At 39.8% G+C, this 20,339-nt stretch carries 18 protein-coding genes and 1 other annotated feature (1 of these 19 running past the window's edge); of the genes, 14 read left to right on the top strand and 4 right to left on the bottom strand.

The genetic code is table 11. The features are described 5' to 3' along the window. Nucleotides 1-103, top strand: a binding site (T-box leader) (it extends 112 nt beyond the left edge of the window). A 57-nt stretch (nt 104-160) separates the two neighbouring features. The 11 genes from proB (at nt 161) to ACSR9O_RS10160 (ending at nt 14,704) form a co-directional block, all read left to right on the top strand. Then, nucleotides 161-1,249 (top strand): glutamate 5-kinase, encoded by a 1,089-nt coding sequence (proB, locus tag ACSR9O_RS10110; RefSeq protein WP_491724337.1) that lies wholly within the window; start codon nt 161-163, stop codon nt 1,247-1,249. A 34-nt stretch (nt 1,250-1,283) separates the two neighbouring features. Next, nucleotides 1,284-2,531, top strand: coding sequence for a glutamate-5-semialdehyde dehydrogenase (locus ACSR9O_RS10115; RefSeq protein WP_491724338.1), 1,248 nt, complete (start codon nt 1,284-1,286; stop codon nt 2,529-2,531). Nucleotides 2,532-2,611: 80 nt separating this feature from the next. Beyond that, nucleotides 2,612-3,046, top strand: a complete 435-nt coding sequence (locus ACSR9O_RS10120) for a general stress protein (RefSeq protein ID WP_101222347.1) — start codon at nt 2,612-2,614, stop codon at nt 3,044-3,046. Between the two features lie 660 nt (nt 3,047-3,706). Beyond that, complete coding sequence (locus ACSR9O_RS10125) at nt 3,707-5,641, top strand: sigma 54-interacting transcriptional regulator (RefSeq protein ID WP_157830995.1); 1,935 nt, start codon at nt 3,707-3,709, stop codon at nt 5,639-5,641. A 187-nt stretch (nt 5,642-5,828) separates the two neighbouring features. Further along, the gene (locus ACSR9O_RS10130) at nt 5,829-6,803 is read left to right on the top strand and encodes a hydroxyacid dehydrogenase (RefSeq protein WP_260358966.1); all 975 of its coding nucleotides are present in this window, start codon (nt 5,829-5,831) and stop codon (nt 6,801-6,803) included. Nucleotides 6,804-6,884: 81 nt separating this feature from the next. Continuing rightward, entirely contained in the window at nt 6,885-7,565 is a 681-nt protein-coding gene (locus ACSR9O_RS10135; protein WP_260358965.1) for a sodium:solute symporter family transporter, read from the top strand. Between the two features lie 79 nt (nt 7,566-7,644). After that, nucleotides 7,645-9,309 carry a thiamine pyrophosphate-dependent enzyme gene (locus ACSR9O_RS10140; protein ID WP_491724339.1) on the top strand — a complete coding sequence of 555 codons (1,665 nt, stop codon included), beginning with the start codon at nt 7,645-7,647 and terminating at the stop codon, nt 9,307-9,309. A gap of 54 nt (nt 9,310-9,363) precedes the next feature. Continuing rightward, nucleotides 9,364-10,545 (top strand): Glu/Leu/Phe/Val family dehydrogenase, encoded by a 1,182-nt coding sequence (locus ACSR9O_RS10145; protein WP_491724340.1) that lies wholly within the window; start codon nt 9,364-9,366, stop codon nt 10,543-10,545. Nucleotides 10,546-10,603: 58 nt separating this feature from the next. Beyond that, nucleotides 10,604-12,034, top strand: coding sequence for an amino acid permease (locus tag ACSR9O_RS10150; protein WP_101222341.1), 1,431 nt, complete (start codon nt 10,604-10,606; stop codon nt 12,032-12,034). Between the two features lie 135 nt (nt 12,035-12,169). Next, nucleotides 12,170-13,612 carry an aldehyde dehydrogenase family protein gene (locus ACSR9O_RS10155; protein WP_491724341.1) on the top strand — a complete coding sequence of 481 codons (1,443 nt, stop codon included), beginning with the start codon at nt 12,170-12,172 and terminating at the stop codon, nt 13,610-13,612. Between the two features lie 60 nt (nt 13,613-13,672). Further along, entirely contained in the window at nt 13,673-14,704 is a 1,032-nt protein-coding gene (locus ACSR9O_RS10160; RefSeq protein ID WP_491724342.1) for an aromatic ring-hydroxylating oxygenase subunit alpha, read from the top strand. Between the two features lie 162 nt (nt 14,705-14,866). Here ACSR9O_RS10160 and ACSR9O_RS10165 read toward each other — a convergent pair whose 3' ends face one another. Beyond that, nucleotides 14,867-15,313: a DUF5392 family protein gene (locus ACSR9O_RS10165; protein WP_101222338.1), complete on the bottom strand. Its 447-nt coding sequence runs from the start codon at nt 15,311-15,313 to the stop codon at nt 14,867-14,869. Between the two features lie 460 nt (nt 15,314-15,773). On the opposite strand from ACSR9O_RS10165, the gene ACSR9O_RS10170 reads away from it, so the two are divergent. Together ACSR9O_RS10170 and ACSR9O_RS10175 are read left to right on the top strand one after the other, a co-directional pair. Further along, nucleotides 15,774-16,154: a hypothetical protein gene (locus tag ACSR9O_RS10170; protein ID WP_232782911.1), complete on the top strand. Its 381-nt coding sequence runs from the start codon at nt 15,774-15,776 to the stop codon at nt 16,152-16,154. Beyond that, complete coding sequence (locus ACSR9O_RS10175; RefSeq protein ID WP_491724343.1) at nt 16,144-16,620, top strand: hypothetical protein; 477 nt, start codon at nt 16,144-16,146, stop codon at nt 16,618-16,620. The genes ACSR9O_RS10170 and ACSR9O_RS10175 overlap by 11 nt, the downstream gene beginning before the upstream one ends. Before the next feature lie 128 nt (nt 16,621-16,748). Here the strand turns inward: ACSR9O_RS10175 and ACSR9O_RS10180 are convergent, their stop codons facing one another. The 3 genes from ACSR9O_RS10180 to ACSR9O_RS10190 all read right to left on the bottom strand — a co-directional run bounded on the left by ACSR9O_RS10180 (nt 16,749) and on the right by ACSR9O_RS10190 (nt 19,115). Continuing rightward, nucleotides 16,749-17,324: a DUF2238 domain-containing protein gene (locus ACSR9O_RS10180; protein ID WP_230176906.1), complete on the bottom strand. Its 576-nt coding sequence runs from the start codon at nt 17,322-17,324 to the stop codon at nt 16,749-16,751. Between the two features lie 17 nt (nt 17,325-17,341). Further along, nucleotides 17,342-17,908 carry a DUF2238 domain-containing protein gene (locus ACSR9O_RS10185; protein ID WP_491724344.1) on the bottom strand — a complete coding sequence of 189 codons (567 nt, stop codon included), beginning with the start codon at nt 17,906-17,908 and terminating at the stop codon, nt 17,342-17,344. A 73-nt stretch (nt 17,909-17,981) separates the two neighbouring features. After that, on the bottom strand, nt 17,982-19,115 hold the full coding sequence (locus tag ACSR9O_RS10190; RefSeq protein ID WP_101222334.1) for a GerAB/ArcD/ProY family transporter: 1,134 nt from the start codon (nt 19,113-19,115) through the stop codon (nt 17,982-17,984). 754 nt (nt 19,116-19,869) lie between these two features. Between ACSR9O_RS10190 and ACSR9O_RS10195 the strand changes: the two genes are divergently transcribed. Further along, nucleotides 19,870-20,223, top strand: a complete 354-nt coding sequence (locus ACSR9O_RS10195; RefSeq protein WP_101222333.1) for a GNAT family N-acetyltransferase — start codon at nt 19,870-19,872, stop codon at nt 20,221-20,223. Nucleotides 20,224-20,339: the final 116 nt, after the last annotated feature.

Here is a 20,339-nt window from a genome sequence, read left to right on the forward strand (position 1 = left end):
CAAAACATAGGCGCAAATCCTGGCGTTATCAGGCAAAGTGGAATGCATGAATTTGCATTCAATGAAGGTGGTACCACGGAGAGCAGCCCTTTTCGTCCTTATTTCGAGGATGAAAAGGGCTTTTTTTCATGTCTTAGATATTTATTGGAGGAAGTAATCGATGGAAAAGAAACGCATCGTTGTAAAGATAGGAAGTAGTTCTTTGACCAACACACAAGGTGAAATCGACCAGAATAAATTTTCCGATCATATCCAGGCAGTGGCAGCTTTAAGGAAAGCCGGACATGAAGTTGTCCTTGTTTCATCAGGTGCTGTAGCAACAGGTTTTCGCAAGCTTGGCTACCCGACGAGACCTGTCACTCTCAAAGGAAAACAAGCTGCTGCAGCTGTAGGTCAAAGCCTATTGATTCAATCGTATATGGAACAATTGGGGTATTTTGGAATCGTTCCGGCGCAGATTTTATTAACAAGGAAAGATTTCTCGAAAAAAGATAGATATAAAAATGCATATGCCACATTGATGGAATTGCTTGAACGCGGCATCCTTCCGATCATAAATGAAAATGATACAGTATCGGTCGAGGAGTTGACTTTTGGTGATAATGATATGCTATCCGCCTTAGTAAGCGGCCTGGTCCACGCGTCCAACTTGATCATATTAACGGACATTAATGGGCTTTATGATTCCAATCCACAGACAAATCCAGGGGCTAAACGATTTGATAAGCTATCCGAAATAACGGATGATTTATTGCAAATGGCAGAAGGTGCAGGTTCCAATGTCGGAACCGGTGGGATGAAATCGAAGCTGATTGCAGCGCAAACTGCATTGTCTCTAGGGGTGAAAGTATTCATCGGTTCTGGTTTGGGGAGTGATAAACTTCTAACAATCCTTGAAGGCAATGGTGATGGCACGTATATTGGGAATGATCTCTTGACGACGGTAACGAAAAACAAACAATGGATATCACTTCATTCAAAAGTATCAGGGAAAATTTTCGTTGATGAAGGTGCCGAAAGGGCCTTAGTTTCAAATGGCAGCAGTCTGCTGCCAGCTGGAATTTATGAAATTAAAGGAGTCTTCAATAAGGGTGATGTTGTCGAAGTCTTTGGTGCAAATGGGTTATTAGGGCGGGGTGAGGTCCTTTATTCCGACGAAGAATTAAAACAGGCGATGGGAAAGAGGACATCCGAGCTTATAATCACTTCCATAGAAGTTATCCATCGCGATAAATGGGTGAAAGCATAAAAAATCAATTTCAAGAAAAAAGGGGGAATTAGAAATGAGTGAAGTGACGGCGAAAGGAAAAGCAGCCCAAAAAGCCAGTTATCAGCTAATCGGTTTGAGTACGGAAAAGAAGAATGAGGCACTTGGAAAAATTGCTAAACAACTTATTATCGATAAAGATTTTTTGATAAAGGAAAACCAAAAGGATCTGGAAGATGGCAGGAAAAAAGGTCTCAGCGAGTCTATATTAGATCGAATTATGTTGAATGTTAACCGTATTGATGACATGGCAGCGGCCATTATGCTTTTAATCGATTTAAATGATCCGATTGGGGAACGATTGGAGACGATTGAAAAAGAGAATGGTTTATTGATTAAAAAGCAACGGGTACCGATCGGGGTAATCGGAATGATTTATGAAGCAAGGCCTAACGTGACCATCGATGCAGCTACATTATCCTTGAAAACGGGGAATGCTGTCATCTTAAGAGGCAGCTCGTCAGCCAAATACTCCAATATGGCACTAGTCTCTTCCATTCATAAAGCATTGGAGAATACGGAAATCCCTGTAGAAGCTGTTCAGTTGATCGAGGATACAAGTCGTGAAACCGCTAAGGAACTTTTTCATCTTAATGAGTATTTAGATGTTTTGATTCCCCGCGGCGGAAAGAATTTAATTGAAACGGTCATTAAGGAGTCCACTGTTCCTGTCCTTGAAACAGGTGCAGGCAATTGCCATATCTTCATCGATCAGACCGCAGATATCACGATGGTCGAGAAAATTGTCTTAAACGGAAAAACTCAGCGCCCATCCGTATGCAATGCTATTGAGGGGCTTCTAATCCATGAAGAATGGTTTAAAGAAAATGGAGTGCGTATTCTGGAACTCCTGGACGAAAAGGGTATTGAATTATATGGAGATGAAGCGGTTTGCAGCTCCTTTCCGAGAGCGAAAACGGCTACGGAGGAAGATTGGTCAACTGAGTACCTGGCTTTAAAACTAAGCGTGAAAACTGTAAAAGGTGTATCCGATGCCATTGATCACATAAACCGATACGGTTCCAAGCATTCTGAAGCAATCCTAACGAGGGATGAACAAAATGCTTACGCATTTTTGAATAAAGTAGATGCCGCAGCAGTTTATCACAATGCTTCCACCCGTTTTACCGACGGCTTTGAATTCGGTTATGGCGCAGAAATCGGCATTTCCACACAAAAGCTGCATGCACGTGGACCAATGGGGTTACCGGCCTTAACATCAAGCAAGTACTTCATATACGGCCAGGGGCAAATCCGGGAATGAAATTCATTTCTTTCATGGAAGGTTATTAAACCTCAATTAAGGGTATTGTACAATACATTACTTTTAAAGGAGCAGATACCATGGACAAGAGGTTTATAGCAATATATGATAATGAAAATGAAGCGACTTCAGCAGTCAAAAATTTAAAGGAACAAGGATATACATCCGATCAAATATCAGTAGTGGCAAAAAACATCGATAAATTACCAACTGAAGCCGAGGAAGTCAGCCCGGCAAAAACTGATGGATTAGTAGCTGGGGCAGCAGCCGGCGGAGCTGTCGGGTTGACAGGCCTGCTTATTGGAATGAGTGCATTAGCCGTACCAGGAATTGGTCCGATATTGGCAGCGGGTCCGATTTTCACCACATTTGGCGGAGCCGCAGCCGGGGCAGCATCGGGAGCAGGCGGATTGAGGAAGCCATTATTGGATCTTGGGCTGGAGGAAGCCGAAGTCGATCAATATATGGAGGATATTAAAGCAGGGAAAATCCTTGTCATAGCCGATCCTTTTTAAGTTCGCAAGTAAAACCACCTTGAATGAACAGACTTATGATGTTTGAGAACTAAACTCCATAAAAACTCAAAATTAAACAGCTCTTATTTATTTAAAAACCCCGTTCAGAATTCTTGAACGGGGTTAATCTTTTTGTAGGCTAATTTTATTGTCACTAACGATAAAATCAAAAGGAATTCCACATTGGTATGAAGAATAAAGGAATATAGTCCTATTAGCGAGAAAGGGAGGGGGATTATGGTGAAAAAGCAGAAGCCGATGCCACTTTAAGAAATTATAGATATTTTATATATGATGATTTTCCCCTTGAGAATCATTATACTGATTATAATGTTAAAAAGCGTTTTCCAGTGATGAAAAGCAAGTTTTATTGAGAAGAATTGAATGACCATTCTTATTGTGATATTTAATACCAATCGAAATCCTTGTGATGAAAAAACCCACGATAACAGGGTTTTTTATTTTTAAAAGTGAAAGATGGAATATCTTGATAAAATGGGGAATTAATCTCATGCGTACTTAAGGCATTAACTTTTCATATTCTGGCTTTGAAAAACTTTACGGCATTCTTAGCTAACTCGAACTATCAAGACCTTGTATGACCAGGGCTTTGAGCTTTATCCAATAAAGCAAAATGATTTTAGGTTGGAGGTGGGTGTTTTGATAAAAATAAAACTCGTTGTTCCTCGAAAAGGGTATATTACGGACGCCTTTGAAAGATTTGAGGAATTCAACAAGTTGGAAGCATCGGAAAACAATGATAACGGATCGGTGAAGTTTGTATTAGAGGAGGTAGTTGAGGATGCCGATAAGATTGGAAAGCTGAAGCTTGATGCTGATGTAATCATCTCAAGGGGGTTAATCACGAAACTTTTAAAAGAAAGCAATGAATTCATTCCAATCGTTGATATACCAGTGCAGGGTATCGATCTCATTCGTTCCCTGTATGATTGCAAGGCTCGTTTTGGCAGTAAAAAAGTGGCTGTCATAGGTGCGTTAAATATGATTTATGGTGTTGAAAACCTTTCGGATATCGTTGATTTGCCAATTCAATCCTATATATTAAATGATATCGAGTCCTCAGTCAGTTTAGTGGATTTAGCAGCCAGAGATGGCTGTGAGGTTGTGTTAAGTGGTTTAAGTACATGTAAATATGCCGAAGAAATAGGGTTGGGAGCCATTCTGGTTGATACTGGAAAGGAATCATTTCGGCAGGCGTTGATTGAGGCGAAACGAGTAGCTCTTGTCAGCAGAAGGGAACAGGAGAAGACCAAGCGTTACCAAACGATTCTTAATTATGCCTATGAAGGGGTTATTGCTATAGATTTAAAGGGACAAATATCCGTATTTAATACGGCGGCTCAGGAGATTTTGTCCATTGCCAAGGGGAGCTTAATTGGAAATTCCATATACGATATAATAAAGCCCGGGAAATTTCGTAATATGCTTTTAAGCGATGATGAATACGAAAAAGATACGGTTGCTTACCAATCCATTCAATTATCGGTAAAAAAAGTCGGGATATTTTTAAAAGGTAAAAAAGTGGGGGATATGGTCGCCTTTCAAGATGTTACCCGCATTCAGGAGATGGAAGGGAAGTTCTTTAGAAAGCTTCATTCACGCGGACATGTGGCGAAGTACACATTTGATGATATATTGTATCGGAGTTCGGAAATCAAGAGGACGATTGAAACGGCTCAACGTTATAGTGAAGTAGATTCAAACATTCTTATAATTGGAGAAACTGGAACGGGCAAGGAAATATTCGCCCAAAGCATACATAATCATAGCAACCGTAAAAATAACCCGTTTGTAGCCATTAATTGCGCAGCCCTTCCCGAAAATCTATTGGAAAGTGAGCTTTTCGGATATGCAGAAGGAGCTTTCACGGGAGCCATGAAAGGCGGAAAGCAAGGATTTTTTGAACTGGCCCATAGAGGTACGATTTTTTTAGATGAAATCGGAGAAATCTCCCCAAAAATGCAAAGCCGGCTGCTACGTGTCCTGCAGGAGCGGGAAATCATGCGCATCGGTGATGATAAAGTAATTCCGGTTGATGTGAGAATTGTGTCGGCAACGAACAAAGACCTCATGCAAATGGTAAAAAGTAATGACTTTCGGGAGGATCTGTATTATCGCTTGAGTGTGCTGGACCTTGTATTGCCTCCGCTTCGGGAACGCAGAGAAGATATTCCGTTATTGGTGAATGCCTTTATTCGGAAAGGTCATTCGGAACAAAAACAAATCAAGATCACGGATAGTGCCATGAAAAAGCTAAGTGAAGGGAATTGGGAGGGGAATATTCGCCAATTGCAAAATTTTTGTGAGCGATTATGTGCTCTTTATAAGAACAAATTAATTGATGTGTACGATATCGAAATGTATTTTCCGAATAGAGTTAAAAAGAAAATACCGCTGTCGCAACAAGACGGAGAGAGCGATATGTCACCCGGAATACATTTATCCGAGCGTGAAAGAATTGTTCAAACGTTAACGAAGGTTAATTTTAATAAAGGAAAAGCCGCCTTTGAGTTAGGCATGAGTCGCACGACATTATGGAGAAAGATGAAAAGCTTGAAGATTGAAATAAATTGAAACGTATTGAAACAAATTAATTCATTATGAAACAAATTGTTTACTTTATTTATCTCTTAATTTGAGGACTAATTGGCTTCTTTCTTGAATAAACGGATGTTTTTTTATGTTGGCACAATAATTGTATATAAACAATGTAGTAGGAAAGGTTTTTCCTTCAAGGTTAACATGAAAGGTTGGTGGGAATGTGAGTCATTTAGTGTATATTCCTCAAGATATTGAGAAAGAGGGGAAAAGTTATTTAGTAGAAAAAGGCTTTAAGATTAAAGTAGGGTCTGATTTGTCGCAAGAAATTCTTATGGAAGAAATCAAGGGTTGTGATGCAGTATTAACGAGATCAACGGCTGTAATAAATAGAGAAGTTATTACAGCAGCTGAAAACCTCAAAGTAATAGCTAAGTATGGAGTGGGCTTGGACAATATCGATATCGAAGCCGCTACAGAGCGTGGCATATATGTAACAAATACCCCAGAGGCGAATGCGAATTCTGTAGCTGAACATGTAATGGCATTAATTTTATCATTGTCCAAAAACTTAAGCTTGGCTGATAAAGAGCTGCGCAGCGGGAATTTTGCTATCCGTAATCAACTTTTTGGCATGGACTTGGAAGGCAAGACTTTGGGTATTATCGGACTAGGGAGAATCGGTAGAATACTGGCAAAAAAGGCTTCCGAAGGCTTCGATATGAAAGTGATTGGCTACGACCCTTATGTTACAGCCAGCCCGAATTCAGAGCTGGAGATAGCAACAGATTTAGAACGGGTATTCAGAAACTCTGATGTTATTAGTCTACATCTGCCGTTAACGAAAACAACAAAAGGAATAATAGGAAGCCGTGAGTTTTCCTGGATGAAACCTTCCTCCTTTTTTGTAAACGCTTCCAGGGGCGGAGTGGTGAAGGAAATTGATTTAGTAAACGCTTTGCAAGCAGGCGAGATTGCCGGAGCTGGAATAGACGTATTTGAAGTTGAACCTCCTGATAAATGGAATCCCCTTTTTAAATTGGATAATGTGATTGTCAGTCCTCATAATGCGGCATTGACGAAGGAAGGTTCCGTACGCATGGCTGTACATGCAGCAATGCAGGTGGAACAAGTTCTTACTGGCGTAAAACCGAACTGGGCTGTAAATGAGCCCTTAACTAAAGGGGTGTCAATGTAATAATACAGTGATAATTATCTGTTTTTTCTGATAAATAGGGTTTGGAAGATTCGAGTTTAGCATTTGTTGATAAGGATGATTATGCCAATTTATCAAGTAATCATCATTTTTTCGTTATTTATTGGTTTTTCTGCGATTCTCCAAGTTCCGAATTTACAGGGAGCGGAAGCAGACTTAGCTTTATTTAAAATGGCGAAGATGTCATTTGATCCCTGGTTTGTCGGAGTTATTGGAGCATCAGGGGCGATGGCCGCCCTTATACCCAGTTCACTCGTGTTGACGGCTACGGCCACGATCCTTTCAAAAAATGTATATAAGGTGTGGAAGCCGAATACAACAGATGAGCAGCTTCAAAGACTGAGCAGGATGTTAGTACCTGTCATTTCTATAGTGACTCTATATTTTACGTTCAATGGCGGGGAGTCGATTTTTACGTTATATCTTATGGCATATAGCTTCATGGCACAGTTGTTTCCAGCACTATTTTTCAGTCTGTGGAAAAAGAATCCGATTACCGTTCAAGGAGCTTTTGCCGGAATGATCGTTGGAATCCTAATTGTCATATACTCGACTACTTCAGGTACGACGCTTGCTACTTTATTTCCATCTCTACCGCAAGGAATACAAGATCTTGATGTGGGGTTAGCTGTATTATTCATCAACATTGCAGTAACTTTGGGAGTGAGTGCCGTTACTGGAAAAACTTCAATTCGGATGGAAGAGAAAAAACAAGTTTCCGGTATGGAAAAACTTATTAAATGATAGTGGGAATGAGTTCAATATTAATATAATCATAAATTACGAGAACAAAAACACGTACTTGAAAGCGGGAGGCTTGATTATGAAAGTCAGTGGAGGAAGAGCAGTCGTAGAAGTAATGGCTATAGAAGGGGTGAAAAAAGCTTTTTGTGTACCAGGTGAAAGTTATCTTAGTGTAATGGATGCACTATATCAACATCCTGAAATAGAACTTATTTCCGCCAGGCATGAAGGCGGTGCCTCTTTTATGGCGGAAGGTTATGCCAAGGCTTCAGGGGAGGTAGGAGTTTGTATGGCAACGCGTGGAGTGGGGGCTACAAACTTAGCTATCGGCATTCATACTGCTGCTCAAGATTCAACCCCTTTGGTTGCGCTTATTGGCCAAGTCGAACGCCCTTTTAAAGAGAAGGAAGCATTTCAGGAAGTGAATTTGACGGGTTTTTTCAGTCATTTATGTAAATGGACGGTAGAGATCGATCGTGTGGAAAGAATCCCGGAATTATTGCAGCGGGCTTTCCATATTGCGCGATCGGGTCGGCCGGGCCCTGTATTAGTGGCTTTACCGCATGACATGTTAGAAGATGAGGCAGAGTTGAACATTAATCCATCTTATCGCCCGCGTCCTCCTCAACCACATATGGAAGATGTGAAGCGGGCGATGGATACGATACGAAACGCGGAGCGCCCCGTATTGATTGCAGGCGGAGGTGTGATTCACGCTAAGGCCAACAGGCTGCTTGTACAATTTGTAGAGACAATGAAACTTCCTGTCGTTACAGCTTTCCGTCGATTTGACGCGTTTCCGAACTCACACCCTTGCTATGCAGGATGGCTTGGGTTTGGGACACCTCAATATTTACTTGATGCAATCCGTGACGCAGATGTAGTTTTGGGATTAGGGACACGATTCTCTCAAGTAGGAACCCAAGATTACACCTTGCTTTCTAAAAATACTAAACTGATCCATGTGGATATTTGTCCGGAAATTTTTGGTAAAGTGTATGCTCCTTCCCTTGCCATTGAAGCAGACGCCAAGAGCTTCTTGGAACAAGCAATGCTAACGCCAGAATCAGAATCTTTTATTTCAAGCGAGGATCATTTGAAGGAATTGCACGATAAATATATGGAATTTTCTGAACTCAAGGCCGACTATACAGAAGATTTCGTGGATATGGACGGATTGATGCATGATCTTGCCGTCGGTCTGCCGAAGGATACCATCATTACAAATGATGCAGGAAACTTTTTTGGATGGCTATCCAGATATTATCGTTTTGAACAAGAAAACACATACGTGGGGCCAACGTCGGGTGCGATGGGATATGGACTGCCTGCTGCTATTGGGGCAAAGCTGGCGCAGCCTCACAAACATGTTGTTTCTATTTCAGGAGACGGCGGCTTTATGATGACTCTCCAAGAGATTGAAACCGCTGTACGGTATAAAATTCCGACTATATCAATTGTTGTGAACAACAATATTTACGGAACAATTCGTGTACATCAAGAAAGGCATTTTCCAAATCGGGTCGTTGGAACTGACTTGTCTAATCCTGATTTTGCTGAATTGGCGCGTTTATTTGGAGCACATGGTGAAAAGGTTGAAAAAAATAGTGATTTTGCGCCAGCGTTGCAAAGGGCGATTGCTTCAGGGCTGCCTGCTGTAATCGAAGTTGCAGTCAATCCAAAGATTCAATCTGTAGGCCAAGACAAGAAGGAAGTCCACGAAAAGCTAATGTCGAACAATTAACATTGGAAGTTAGCAGGAACCAATAAAAAGAAGATATTTAGGGAGGTTTCATAGTTGTTAAAACCATATTTAGTTGTGGAATGGAATGATACGGAAACAGATGCTAAAGGCTGGCTGGTCGTCCATAACTTTGTCAAAGGTTACACAGGCGGCGGTACTAGAATGCACCCAACGGTTACAAGAGAAGAGGTCGAGAGGTTGGCCGAGGCTATGGCTTATAAGTATGTAGCCTGTGAGTCTGAGACGACTGGCGGTTGTAAAGCGGGCATTGCCTATGATTATAAAGCGCCAGACGCATATGCAGTGTTAAGAAGATTTCTGATTGCGATGATGCCTTATATAGATATAGGGGTATCGTTAGGAAGTGATTTAGGTACCAAGTATGAAGATGTGCTCAAAATATTTAATGAATTTGGCATTGATATCCCATTAACGAAATCAATGAAGCAGAATCCGGATGTTCTGCAAGGGATAAAAGACTTCGATGAATTATTGACGACAAAAATCGACGGGTTGTTTTTAAACGATGTCGTAACAGGCTATGGTGTGGCTTTTTCCGCAGATGAGGCATGGAAATTTAAAAGCGGAAAAGGTGGAGCGAGAGTTGTCATTCAAGGATTCGGCTGTGTAGGGGCAAGCTGCGCATTGAAAATGTCCCAGTTAGGATACAAAGTTGTGGGAATTTCCGATGCAGCCCTTTTGGTTACGTGTGAAGAAGGATTGGATGTCCAAAAGCTTATTGATCATAAGAATATGTACGGGGAAATGGATAAGGCCTTTTTTGAACCGCATTATGATGTAAGGTCAAACACGGAATGGCTCGACATAGATTGCGACATTTTAATTCCGTCCGCATTGGAGGATGTCATCCACATATCCAATGCCAAAAGGGTAAAAGCGAGCTTGATCGTTGAGGCGGCAAACATTCCCCTTTCTTCAGAGGGAGACGAAATCATAAAACAGAGAGGAATAGATGTTGTCAATGATTTCGTTGCCAACCTTGGGGCGATAAGATTTTATGATGTGGTTATTTTCGGACTGGTTAAACCAAATCCACAAGCTGTCGTTGATGATATAGAAAAACTATGCAGGAAAAATACGTATCATTTATTTACACAAGCTAAAAAACAAAAAAAATATCAAAGAGAAGTAGCCTATGAAATATTTAAACCGACAATCAGCGACCTTCCAGAATATGCAGTGCCTTCCGAAGCGTTATCGTGGAACTCTCGTTAACTTGTGTTAATCATAAAAGTGTTTAAGCTGATTATCGATCAGAAACGGGGGGGAAATCATGCAAACAGAACATGAAAATCAGCCAAAAGAATTACAGCGTTCAATGAAGAGCAGACATTTATTCATGCTCTCCTTAGGTGGGGTAATTGGAACAGGTCTTTTCCTGGGCTCAGGATATGCCATCGGTGAAGCTGGACCCTTAGGAGCGATTGTTGCCTATTTGGTCGGTGGTTTATTAATGTACTTGGCGATGATTTGTCTCGGTGAATTATCGGTAGTGATGCCGGTATCCGGATCCTTTCAGGTTCATGCAACGAAATTTATCGGTCCCGCCACTGGATTTGTCATTGGCTGGATTTACTGGCTGAGCTGGGCTCTTTACGTAGGCCTGGAATTTGTAGCGGCCGGTTTGCTCATGACTAGATGGTTTCCCAATACACCAGTATGGATATGGTGTGTGATATTTACGGTACTTTTATTCACTATAAATGCATTAACAACGAGAAGTTTCGCTGAGACAGAGTATTGGTTCTCCGGGATTAAAGTACTTGCCGTCATTCTATTCATTATTATCGGTGCAGCAGCGATGTTTGGATTGATTCATATGGAGGATGCACAGCCTGCCCCGTTCTTTTCCAATTTTATAGGAGATGGACTATTCCCTACAGGATTCACGGGTGTGTTTATATCGATGATGACAGTTGTGTATGCTTTCCAGGGATCGGAAATCATGGGTGTTGCAGCAGGAGAGACGGAAAACCCGCAAAAAAGCATTCCTAGAGCGATTAGAAATATCGTAATACGTGTGCTGCTTTTCTATGTACTGGCAATCTTTGTTCTATCGGCCATCGTTCCTTGGAAAGAAGTTGGGGTACTGGAAAGTCCATTTGTTACCGTGTTTGAAATGGTAGGCATTCCTTATGCAGCTGACATTATGAATTTCGTAATTTTGACGGCGGTCCTCTCTGTAGGAAACACGGGTCTGTTTGCTTGTACAAGGATCCTTTTCTCCCTTTCTCAAAACGGTATGGCGCATTCTGCATTTGGAAAGCTCAATCGGCGCGGTGTACCTTTTAACGCCTTACTTGTCACCATGGTCTTTGCCTTGCTGTCCTTACTTACTAGTGTAGTAGCGGAAGAAACGTTATTCGTTGTACTACTTTCCATAAGCGGGGTTGGAGGGGTGCTTACTTGGATGGCGATTGCGTTCGCACAATACAAATTCCGTAAGCAGTATATCAGAGCAGGCGGAAAGGTTGAAAATCTGAAGTTCAGAGTACCTTTTTTCCCGTTTGCCCCGATTCTCTGCATCATTATGTGTCTAGGTATTTTCGTGTTCACCGCTTATGATCCGACACAGCGAACCTCGTTGTATTGGGGATTAGGTTTCGTCATTGCTTGCTATATCTTTTACTATTTTAGATATGCGAGAAGGAAAGTGGAGGTGCCAGCCTTAACAAATGATCAGCCCAATGATTTTGTTCAATAGGAGAATATTCTTAATGTGCCCGACAAAAGAAAACGTTAGGGTATGCAGGAGTCGTTGAAGTATCCATTTAGAAGTTACCGGTTATAAGTAATCCTATTATTTAAAAGTAGAAAAATAGAATACGGAGGAAATCGTATGCGTTACTTAAATTATATTAATGGAAAATGGAAAGAACCCACTACAGGTGAGTATAAGGAAAATCTTAGTCCTCATAATGGAAAAAAATTAGGGGAATTTCCATCAAGTGCTGCGGCTGATTTACATGATGCAGTGGCAGCAGCAAAAAATTCATTTCCTGACTGGAAAAAGCTGTCGTTTCAGCAACGGGCTTCATACTTGCAGAAAGCAGCTGATATTTTGAAAAAGAATATTCAGGAAGTAGGTCAAGATTTGATAAAGGAAGAAGGAAAAACATTCTTGGAAGGGATGGGGGAAGCCAATCGTGCTGCCAGCATACTTGAATATTATGCTGCTGAAGCCCGACAGCCAATCGGGGAAGTAATTCCTTCAGCAAATGCCAATACATTTTTATACACTATTCGCACCCCGCTAGGTCCGGTGGGGTTGATTACCCCCTGGAACTTTCCTATCGCCATCCCTGTATGGAAATTGGCGCCGGCCCTGATTTACGGGAATACAGTCGTGATTAAGCCGGCTGATTTTACACCTAAGTCGGTCTACCATGTGATGAAAGCCTTCGATGAGGCGGGTCTTCCACCTGGTGTCATCAATTGTGTATTCGGAAGGGGCTCCGTCATTGGTGCTGCTTTAGTGGAACATCCGGATGTGAAGGCCATATCTTTTACCGGCTCGAATCAAGTAGGTCAGCAAATTCAAAAACAAGCCATTGAGCATGGAAAGAAAGTGCAAGCGGAAATGGGAGGGAAAAACCCGCTTGTCGTCCTCGCCGATGCTGATCTTGAAAAAGCAGTGGAAATAGCTATAGGCGGAGCTTTTAAATCCACAGGGCAAAAATGCACAGCCACTAGCCGGGTGATTGTGGAAGAAGGAATTTATGAAGTATTCCGGGAACGGCTTATCGCGCGTACTAAAGAATTAAAAGTGGGCGACCCGCTCAAAGAAGAAACATATATCGGTCCCGCGGTTTCTAGATCACAACGTGATGGCGTGCTTGAAATGATCGATGTTGGGAAATCAGAAGCTACGCTGTTGTGTGGAGGGGAGATTCCGGCAGAAGAGGAATTGGCGAACGGTTTTTATGTCCGGCCGGCTATCTTTGAAAATGTTCCACAACATGCCCGCATTGCACGTGAAGAAATCTTCGGACCAGTCATCGCCCTTTTTAAGGCCGTAAATTATGAGGAAGCAGTTAAGATGGCCAATGATACAGAGTATGGATTGAGCGCAGCAATTTGTACAAACAATTTAACGTTGGCTCAACGGTTTATTGAAGATGTGGAGGTGGGTCTTGTTCATGTCAATTCGGAAACAGCAGGAACCGAACCGCAAATGCCATTTGGTGGATGTAAAAATTCAAGTGCAGGCAGCCGTGAACAAGGGAAGAGTGCCGTTGAATTCTATACAGAGGTCAAGACAGTCTATATGGATCGGGTATAACTAAAATGGTACCATGCATTAAACTTTTAAATTAGATGATAATCAGGAGGGATTTTCAATATGTCTATTAAAGAAAATGTACAGTTCAGCCCTACACTCCCTTATTCACGGTATGTCGAACCAGAGGCATTCAATGAAGAAAGAAAAAAAATCTTTAGAAAGAGTTGGATATTAGCTGGTCATGCAAGCCAAGTTGAAAAAGTAGGCGATTTCATGACAATAGACATCGCCGGAGAGCCTATTATCGTTTCTCACGGTACTGATGGTGAACTGCGTGCTTTCTATAATATTTGCCCTCATCGCGGAATGAAAGTGGAAAACTCCGATAAAGGAAATAAGAAAATTTTACAATGCGGTTACCATGGATGGACGTTCAAATTAGATGGAAGTGTGCATAAAGCTCCCAATTTTAAAACGAATGAACTGGGAATACACAGTTGTATGAAATCCATTCGCTTAGAAGTTCAGAATGCTATGATTTTTGTCAATCTAGATAAAAATGCACCTCCTATGGCAGAAGCATATCAGGAATTTTTAGAGGAAATGAAAGAGTATCCCTTCTTTGATTCACTGAAACTAGTTAGGGAAACTAGGCGTGTAGTAAAAGCTAATTGGAAAGCCGTTGTTGACAATTACCTTGAATGTGATCATTGTTCCATTGCTCATCCTGGCTTTGCAAAATCCTTTGATATATCAAATTTTTGCACAACGACACACGACAAATTCACCTATCAATATATGACAGCAAGTAAGAATGGCGAAGGTGATCAAGCGCGTTTTTATTGGGTCTGGCCAAATATGATGATTAACGTTTATCCAGGAGACGGGAATGTGAATACCATCCAAGTAATTCCTGTTGATGCCGTGACGTCGTTAGGAATTTATCGTGATTACTCCCTCGATGAAAAAATAACCATAGAAAAAGAAGAATATTTTAAATTTGTTGATCAAGTACGGCAGGAAGACTTTGAACTGGTGGAAAAACTGCAAAAAGGATTAAGTTCCGAGGCATTTACAAATGGTATCTTTTCTCCAACTGAACATGCTGCAGTCTATTTTCATGAACTTATTGATAAAAAGCTCCAGAACTAACAACTAAGCTGCAAACGGAATGCACTTAAAGAAGAAACGTGATACAGAGGATTTTTGAATTTAATAGCCTAAGCAACCAACAAGTGTGATTCGGCAGTTTATCGGATCACACTTGTTGAGTTGTCTTTTTCGTGCTGAGTTTTTTGCTTATTTCTACCGATATTATTCCGGGTGTGAGGATTTGTTCTTCCATTGTTGTTCTTCAGCAAGAAACTCAAAAAAAACATTCATGGCAGTAAGCGGATGCTCATTTACTCTTTTAAAGTAGTTACTTTTTCTGGCATCTGTTAAATAGCTGCTTTTTTTGATTCTATCCAACATATATTGTTGACTAATTTTCACTATTTCTTTTTGGTTGTGTTTGTTTTCTTTTAATAAGGCAAATCCTACAGCTCCCACCAATGCATAGATTCCAAGTGCAATTTTCGAGATGGGTAAAGATTCGTTCTTAAATAAAAGGAAAAAAAGATTAATGACGGAAAAGCCTATCATCACCGTCGAAAAAAAACCGTATTTCATATTTTTCTTCAACAAGGGGGATAATTTTGATTGAAGTTGTTCGATCTCGGCTTGCATGAAACTCGGTATATTATTTATTTTAATATTCATTGTATCCTCCTTAATATTGTTCAAAAATGGCACTGAGAAATCGTACCTATTCAATGAAACAGGAAAAGGAACCTAATAATATATATCTTATCGTTTGGTAACGTGTTTGTCATTTAATATAACCCTTGGACTCTTATAAAGGGAAAAGTACAGCAAGGATGTGAATAAGAATGCCATGTATACTTTGATAACCCAGTTAGACAGCGTTATTGCAGTATGTAGCCTTAATATACTAACAATGGTATTAATGATGAATGGATTATGGTAAAATGGTCCTCAAATGGAAGTTATATTTTTCGTTTTTTGCTTATTATTAGTTATGGATGGCCTTGCCGCGCCTTTTTTTGTCATAAATACGTGACTATTGTGGTATTTAGTACTTTTAAATCGAGTTTTGGAACAAATCCATATATAATTAGAAAGCGAGATATTAGATTCAAAGATTAAGGAGGGACATAAAATGATGGAATGGGCTCTGATCATTTTGTTTGCAGCAGCAGTATTACTGTTCATTTTATCGTTTATTAAAAAGGATTCTGCAAAAGTGGACAGTCAATTGGAACAGCTTGCTATCACTTTTGGAGATGAAATGAATGTATTACAGGAAAAAATCAGGAACATCGAGATAGATGCTGAAATTACGGTGCAAGAGGCAGGCGTTCTAGCAATGACTTCCGAAAAGCGGAACTTGTTGCGTGAAGTACTCGACCTACATAAGCGAGGCTACTCATTTGAAAGCATCGCACTAAAGACAAAACAGCCGGAAGATGAAATTGAAAGCATGCTTACTCCTTACATAAAAACGAAGAATGAAAGGAGAAATGTGGCCAATGACATCTAAATCAATGCGCAGCTTTGCCGGAGGCCTTGTTGTTGCAGCAGGTTTATGCGGTGCAGTGTACTTCTTTGGTCCAGGAGAAGCGACCGGCACATCAGAGAAACTATCAGAAGATGAAATGAAAGAGTCTCTGGCTTCAGAAGGGTATGTCATACATTCAGAAAAAGAATGGGAAGATCAGATTGCTGAAGCGCAGTTGGTTAAAGATAAAGCGGAAGCGGTAGCGGAAAAAGAAGCGGTAAAAGAACTAACAGAAAAAATCATATACCGTACAGTTCTTACTGTGTCTAAAGGCTCGACAAGCATCGATGTGGGTAAAAACCTACAAAGGGCAAAGGTCATTAAAAATGCCAATGAGTTTTCTGACGCGGTTGAAAAGAAAGGCAAGGCCAACGGTTTACGACCTGGAACATATGTGGTGGATAGTGCGATGACGACGGAAAAAATAATTTCCATCATATTTAAATGAACGTAAAAACGACCATCGATAAGATGGTCGTTTCAGTTTGTCTACAAAAGGGATATCGTTATCCCCAACCCTTTGGCAGACAGTCGGCGGAAAGGGAGCAGGTTTCTGAAATCAACTGGAACGTTTTTTTATGTTTTCTTTAACTTAATCTTTGTCCGCACTCCGGCCCATACTGCAATAATAAGCCCTCCAACAGTATCTGCGATTAAATCTATCATTGTATCTTTATTTCCCCCGCCTTGCAGGGTCATTCCGAATAATTGATCAGAACTAAATTCGTAAATCTCCCAAATGACACCACCAAGTGCTGAGAAGGAGAGGGTAAACAAAAAGACAAACCAAGGGGATATATCTTTGCCTGCATTTCTGTATACCAATCGTTCATATAAAGCAATTCCCGTAAAAGCTAGAAGGGAACCGCTTAGTAAATGTAAGAGTGTATCCCACCATCCCAGTCCATACCAGCCTAAAATAGATCCTAAATATTGTGAACCGAATAAGAAGATTAAATAGGAAATGATAATTGGCAGATTGAATTGAAGCTTGGTAAATAGGGCCAATAAAAGGGGAATTGCTCCACATACCACACCGCCTATCGAAACCAGTGATTTAAAATTTTCATCGTCTGTATAGTAAAAAATAGATAAAGCTGCCATGAAAAGTACATACACTGAACTTATAGAAATAACTAGCTTACGATTCATATGATTACCTCAATAAATTATAATTTTGATTTTTGTAAAATAGAATAAACGGAGATAAGCAGGCCGCCCGTAAGACCGAAAATTATATCGTACATGGTGTCTTTATTACCGCCTCGTTGCATGGTATGAGTAAAAGTGAGATCTCCTACGAACTCATATATCTCCCAAAGGACAGTGGCGATGGCTGAAAGTGAGAGAGCAAAAAGAAAGGTGACCCACCTTGAAACATCTTTTCTCGCTTTTTGAGGAATGAATTGTTTATAAAGAGCAATTCCAACAAAGGCCACGAAAATGCCTTTGTAGAAGTGAAGGCCAGAGTCCCACCATTTAAAATCCACATAAAAATTTGCGATGGACCCTAAAAATGTCGTAAAGAAAATAAAAACATAGTAACCGATTATGATTGGAATGTTAAAAGGATTATTTTTTACAAACAATAATATAATGGGCAGGGCACTTACCAATATTCCTCCAAGAGCTACCATCCATCGGGAAGAATCATCTTTTATGAGGTAAAAGATGAGTAAACCAGTCATGAACGCTATAAAAACAACACTAAAAATGATGATTATTTTATGTTTCAATATACTCACCTCATTCGTAAATATTCATTACCCGGTAAATTAGGACTTCTGGAATATTTTTATTATGTTCTTTTTAACCGTTATGGATATTATCATTGTTGGTGCCATGGTGCTTTTTAATGATGTTTTTAAATTTAGCCGTGATAAATAATAATAAAGGCATGACCAGACCAAAAGTCGCTGCATGGAATAACCATATATTTTTATTGAATTCCCCGGATGAAGGGACCGTCGGAAAAACAATCAATGAATAAAAAACCATTATCATCCCTAAAGCCGTAGTAAATGGACGATAATCTTTTATATTGAATATGTTTGAAAATACAACAACCGAAACATAAAAATACATAACCGTCCTGGTATAGGTTGTAAAGATCCAAATCGTGGCAATTATAGCTTCGATTCGCATTAGGAAATTCCCTACATTTATTTTTTTTGCCATCGTATAACTTGGAGCGATATTTCTTGCTGTGTTATCGGGTCCAAGAACCAAAATATCCAGCATGATAACTAGAATTAAAATGATTCCACCGATCAATGTGCCAATATAAAAGGCTTTACCCCCTTTTTTACTATCATTGACTTTTGAAGGGAAAATCATTAAAAACATAACAGGAGACAGCGTGAACACGCTTATGAAAAAAAGTGTCCCCCGTATGACAGGTTTGGCTCCATTTTCAAATACCGGCTGAATGTTTTGGATATTGGCTTGAGGAATGATGGATACCAAAAAAATAGTCAGTAATATTAATACGGGTATGAAGAATATTTCCAACGTGCGTGTAAAAGTTTCAATACCAAGGCGAACTGTCAAGATCACAACTGCAGCTAACAATAAATTCAATGCTGCAAGTGGGGTATCTGGCATCCAAAAAGTTTCAATGAACTTCCCCACATAATAAATAGTCTCGGCAGCAGTTGAAAAAGACCAGATAAAAAATGTGAAATTGATCATCTTTCCGACTAACTTACCAAAAACCTTTTCATTTATTTGATCTAAAGGGAGATCAGGATATAAATTACCAACCCTGATGTAGAACCATACAAAAATTAATGCGATTCCTGTCCCAAATAATGCAGCAAGCCACGCATCCTGCTTTGCAAAACCAGCTAAAGGAGAAGGAGTATGTAAAATAACCGTTCCTACCGAATACAAAAGGATTAAAATCATCATTTGATGTGATGAAATTTTGAAACTACCAGGCATTATTTTTCACCTTAATGTTTGTTCCTTCCTACTTAATACCACTTAGTTTTGGCTATTCATGTTCAAGTTATTCACAAGGAAATTAACTTGAATCGTCATGGCTTTACTTCGACAATCCATTGCCATCTCATTATTCAGGCTCGATTTTGCTGCTTTTTATATTATTCTTATTTCTTATTCCGGAATCAAAATCAAAAATAAACAATCTGTATTTGAAATATGTGTATATGGTCGTTTCTCAAAGCTGAGACAAAATATACAATTGTCAAACACATAGGAAAATAATTTGAAAACGAGAGTTGGGTAAATTACTGGAAAAAACATAGCAGAATAATTTTACTTGTCCCACTTCCATTATGCAGCTTCTCCTATTGGTCCAAGAGAAAGTATTTAAATTCCCCAACATCATAATTTTTTAGGAACTGAATATTTGATTTAACTTACACCTAATTTTTCTTCAAATATCATTTGGTGAGATTTTCCGATTAACCTGCTTCGATAAGTCAAATAAGGGAAAATGCAACAATATTTGATTTGTAATAGATTTGAGTTGGCGCGATTCTTGCATATTATTTATGTGTATATCTATGTGTGTATTTCTAATAAATATGGAGAAAGGAGAAGAATGGGAAACTGTTAGACACACAATTATTGAAACATTTATTTGATGTTTAGTTTGCCCTTGGTTATATGTCAGAAATTTAATCAGGAAGGCGAATCCATTAAAGTGAAAAAAAGGTAGGGGAACTTTAGAATGAAAATACCAGTAGAAAATATAGTAGAGTTAACTGTAGAACATCAATTCTTACAGGCTTATCCTATATTAAGTCAGTTGCGTACTGATTTGACTTTTAAGGAATATCTAGAATTATTAAATGATATGCGTAAGGAGGGTAAAAAGTTATTTGCTTTATATCATGATACGAGCATCGTAGCGTTAGCAGGTATTAGCTGGCGTGAAGATTCACATAATGAGCGCTATGTTTATGTTCAAGATTTGGTTACTGATGTAAATCATCGTCCTAGTGGCCTTGGATATAATCTGCTAAGTTATATACATAATTGGGCAAAAGACCAGGGAGCTGAATATATTACATTGGAATCTTGAATTCGGCGCCTTGTTACCATATATAGTTCGTCGCCATTCGCCTTTTCAAAGGCAAGGTGCCTGCACCAAAAAATTAGTTAAAAGCTTCTTATAGAAACTCTGTGGAGATATCTCTG

This window comes from Peribacillus sp. B65, assembly GCF_058513295.1.

Coding starts and splice junctions, on each gene's coding strand:
- proB (WP_491724337.1), top strand. CDS start 161: ATGGAAAAGAAACGCATCGTTGTAAAGATAGGAAGTAGTTCTTTGACC.
- ACSR9O_RS10115 (WP_491724338.1), top strand. CDS start 1,284: ATGAGTGAAGTGACGGCGAAAGGAAAAGCAGCCCAAAAAGCCAGTTAT.
- ACSR9O_RS10120 (WP_101222347.1), top strand. CDS start 2,612: ATGGACAAGAGGTTTATAGCAATATATGATAATGAAAATGAAGCGACT.
- ACSR9O_RS10135 (WP_260358965.1), top strand. CDS start 6,885: ATGCCAATTTATCAAGTAATCATCATTTTTTCGTTATTTATTGGTTTT.
- ACSR9O_RS10140 (WP_491724339.1), top strand. CDS start 7,645: ATGAAAGTCAGTGGAGGAAGAGCAGTCGTAGAAGTAATGGCTATAGAA.
- ACSR9O_RS10150 (WP_101222341.1), top strand. CDS start 10,604: ATGCAAACAGAACATGAAAATCAGCCAAAAGAATTACAGCGTTCAATG.
- ACSR9O_RS10155 (WP_491724341.1), top strand. CDS start 12,170: ATGCGTTACTTAAATTATATTAATGGAAAATGGAAAGAACCCACTACA.
- ACSR9O_RS10160 (WP_491724342.1), top strand. CDS start 13,673: ATGTCTATTAAAGAAAATGTACAGTTCAGCCCTACACTCCCTTATTCA.
- ACSR9O_RS10165 (WP_101222338.1), bottom strand. CDS start 15,313: ATGAATATTAAAATAAATAATATACCGAGTTTCATGCAAGCCGAGATC.
- ACSR9O_RS10170 (WP_232782911.1), top strand. CDS start 15,774: ATGATGGAATGGGCTCTGATCATTTTGTTTGCAGCAGCAGTATTACTG.
- ACSR9O_RS10175 (WP_491724343.1), top strand. CDS start 16,144: ATGACATCTAAATCAATGCGCAGCTTTGCCGGAGGCCTTGTTGTTGCA.
- ACSR9O_RS10180 (WP_230176906.1), bottom strand. CDS start 17,324: ATGAATCGTAAGCTAGTTATTTCTATAAGTTCAGTGTATGTACTTTTC.
- ACSR9O_RS10190 (WP_101222334.1), bottom strand. CDS start 19,115: ATGCCTGGTAGTTTCAAAATTTCATCACATCAAATGATGATTTTAATC.
- ACSR9O_RS10195 (WP_101222333.1), top strand. CDS start 19,870: ATGAAAATACCAGTAGAAAATATAGTAGAGTTAACTGTAGAACATCAA.